The sequence below is a fragment of the Aeromonas sp. 604176 genome (assembly GCF_049170755.1).
Taxonomy (GTDB): Bacteria; Pseudomonadota; Gammaproteobacteria; order Enterobacterales; family Aeromonadaceae; genus Aeromonas; species Aeromonas veronii_A.
In genome coordinates, this window is sequence record NZ_JAAKNE010000209.1 from 1 (window position 1) to 3,054 (window position 3,054).

The following is a 3,054-nucleotide window of genomic DNA, read 5'->3' on the forward strand; positions in this document are numbered from 1 at the left end:
CTGGCCGAAGCCATGCTGAAGTATGTCTTCAACGCCGTACTGACCGAGCGTCGCGACGATCTGGAGTTCTTCGCCCAGCACGTGGACAAGGATGCCATCGGCCGTCTGGAGCGTTTCGTCTCCTCCGACTTCGCCCAGATCGACTACACCGACGCCATCGAAGTGCTGAAAAACTGCGGCAAAAAGTTCGAGTTCCCGGTCTCCTGGGGTATCGATCTCTCCTCCGAGCACGAGCGCTATCTGGCCGAGGAGCACTTCAAGTCTCCGGTGGTGGTAAAGAACTACCCGAAAGATATCAAGGCCTTCTACATGCGCCTCAACGACGACGGCAAGACCGTTGCCGCGATGGACGTACTGGCACCGGGCATCGGCGAGATCATCGGTGGTTCCCAGCGTGAAGAGCGTCTGGACGTGCTGGATGCCCGTCTGGCCGAGATGGGCCTGAACAAGGAAGATTACTGGTGGTATCGCGACCTGCGTCGCTACGGCACAGTCCCGCACTCCGGCTTCGGTCTGGGCTTCGAGCGTCTGGTGGTTTACGTGACCGGTATGGGCAACGTCCGCGACGTGATCCCGTTCCCGCGAACTCCGCGTACCGCCGAGTTCTGATCAGCGGCATATTGCCACTACATTGCAAAAGCCGTCCTCAGGGTCGGCTTTTTTATTACCCCCGTTATGGGTAATACTCAGAACCAATCGACACAAGGAATGGGTCGTTCATGGGATATCGTCGGCTTCTGACACTCTTGCTGCTCTGGCTCCCCCTGCAATTGCGGGCAGAACCCGTGCACCTGACCACCCTGGAGTGGCCCCCCTATACCAGCCAGCATCTCCCTGATGGTGGCCTTACCGGCCATATCGTCAAGCGTGCATTTGCCGAAGCGGGGCTGGAGGTTCAGTTTGACTTCTACCCCTGGCATCGAGCCATGTTGCTGGCATCCGATCCCGCCCAGCACTACAGCGGCTACTTCCCCAAATACTTCGCCGATGATCTGGATAAACGGTGGCATATTTCCACCAGCGTGGGCAGTAGTGTGCTGGGCATGGCGCAGCAAGCCGGCCCCCCTATCCACTGGCAGCGACTCGAAGATCTCGCTTCCTACCGGATTGGGGTCGTCGCAGGTTATATCAATACCCGTGAATTTGATGCCCTGATGGCCAGCAAGCTCCTCAACACCTTTGCCGTGGACGACGATCACCTCAACCTGCGAAAATTGCAGCGCGACCGGCTCGATCTGGCCGTGATCGACCGGGATGTTTTCTACTGGCTCACCTATCACGATGACAAACTCCACCCCGAACAGCTGCAGTTCAACCCGAAGATCCTCGGGTACAAGAGCCTGCACATCATGTTCCGTCCCGATCAACAGCAACTGCAACAGCGAGTGAACAATGCGCTAGCCAGACTCGATATCAAGCAGCTGAGCGAACAGTATCAGCGTCGCTATCTGCTATCAGCACCCGCCCCCCGATGAGCAGAGTCGCAGAACACCCCATTTGTCAAAAAAGATATCTTTAACCCGTGTTTTTACAGCCTCTTCTCCCCTGACCCGGGCCTTTTTCCACAACTTCCTTACCAACGCATTCCCCATCACAACGCCTCTGGTTGCACTCTGATGGGCTGGCCCCGAGTGATACCACTTGGTGACAAAAATGATGTTTTTGTTAGTACGTGGTTTTTAAGTGGTTTAATCAAAAATTCATCGAGTTATTGAAGTAACTCAATTTTTTCACTTTTTCAGGGGAGCAGAATAGCAACTAACCCTTTTGGGCTAAATAAAACAGACAATGACAATTCATGGTTCAGGCTACCCGCGGCAATATGGGTTGAATCACACGAGGTAACGGAATGATCTTGATGGAATTTTTAGTGGTACTCGGCTGCTTGCTGCTGGGTACCCGCTTTGGGGGCATGGGGCTCGGTCTCATCAGTGGTATCGGTCTCTTCCTGCTGACCTTCGTCTTCGGCCTGGTGCCGGGCGAACCGCCTGTTCAGGTAATGCTGACCATTCTGGCGGTGATCGGCTGTGCCGCCACCCTGCAGACTGCCGGTGGCCTCAACCTGATGATGCAGGTAGCCGAGCGTCTGCTGCGCCGTCACCCGCAATACATCACTATCCTGGCGCCGCTCACGACCTGGACCCTCACCTTCCTGTGCGGTACCGGCCACGTGGTCTACACCATGTTCCCCATCATCGCTGACATCGCGCTGCAGAAGAACATCCGTCCCGAGCGCCCGATGGCTGTCGCCTCCGTTGCCTCCCAGATGGCCATCTGCGCCTCCCCGGTCTCCGTTGCCGTGGTCTCCATGGTCTCCATTCTGGCGGCAGGTCACGGTATCGGTCAGGCTTACGGCCTGCTCGACATCCTGATGATCGCCATCCCCTCCTCCCTGACCGGTGTCATCGTGGCGGCCCTGTGGAGCCTGCGTCGCGGCAAGGATCTGGACAAGGACGAAGAGTTCCAGGCCAAGATCAAAGACCCGGAGCAGCGCGCCTTCATCTACGGTGGTGGCGAGACCCTGCTTAACACCAAGTTCCCGAAAGAGGCCTACTGGTCTACCTGGATCTTCTTCGCCGCCATCGCTGCCGTGGTATTGCTCGGTGCCAACGAAGGTCTGCGTCCGGTGTTCACCATCAAGGACAAGACCGGCCCGCTCTCCATGAACCTAGTGATCCAGATGATGATGCTGATCGCCGGTGCCATCATCCTGATGCGCTGCAAGGTCAAGCCGGGCGAGATTGCCAACGGCGCCGTCTTCAAGGCAGGCATGGTCGCCATCTTCTCCGTATTCGGGGTGGCATGGATGAGTGAGACCTTCTTCCAGGCTCACATGCCGCTGCTCAAAGAGACTCTGGCCCATGTGGTACAGGCCCAGCCCTGGACCTACGCCCTGGTGCTGTTCCTCATCTCCAAGCTGGTAAACAGCCAGGCCGCCGCCCTCACCGCCATCGCCCCCATGGGTCTGGCGCTGGGTGTCGAACCCAAGCTGCTGATCGCCTTCCTGCCGGCGAGCTACGGCTACTTCGTGCTGCCGACCTACCCGAGCGATCT

3 protein-coding genes are annotated in these 3,054 nt (G+C 57.6%); all 3 read left to right on the forward strand.

Annotated elements, in window-relative coordinates; all coding sequences use genetic code 11:
- A partial coding sequence (locus tag G5358_RS20625) for an amino acid--tRNA ligase-related protein (protein ID WP_421324834.1) occupies positions 1 to 609 on the forward strand: 609 nt, incomplete at its 5' end.
- Between the two features lie 110 nt (positions 610 to 719).
- Positions 720 to 1,475, forward strand: coding sequence for a substrate-binding periplasmic protein (locus tag G5358_RS20630; protein WP_216954204.1), 756 nt, complete (start codon positions 720 to 722; stop codon positions 1,473 to 1,475).
- Positions 1,476 to 1,849: 374 nt separating this feature from the next.
- Positions 1,850 to 3,054 (forward strand): anaerobic C4-dicarboxylate transporter (locus G5358_RS20635; protein WP_421324835.1); only part of this gene is annotated, 1,205 nt, incomplete at its 3' end.

What these genes read in the sequence shown, in the direction of transcription:
- G5358_RS20630 (WP_216954204.1), top strand. Translation starts at nt 720, where the DNA reads ATGGGATATCGTCGGCTTCTGACACTCTTGCTGCTCTGGCTCCCCCTG.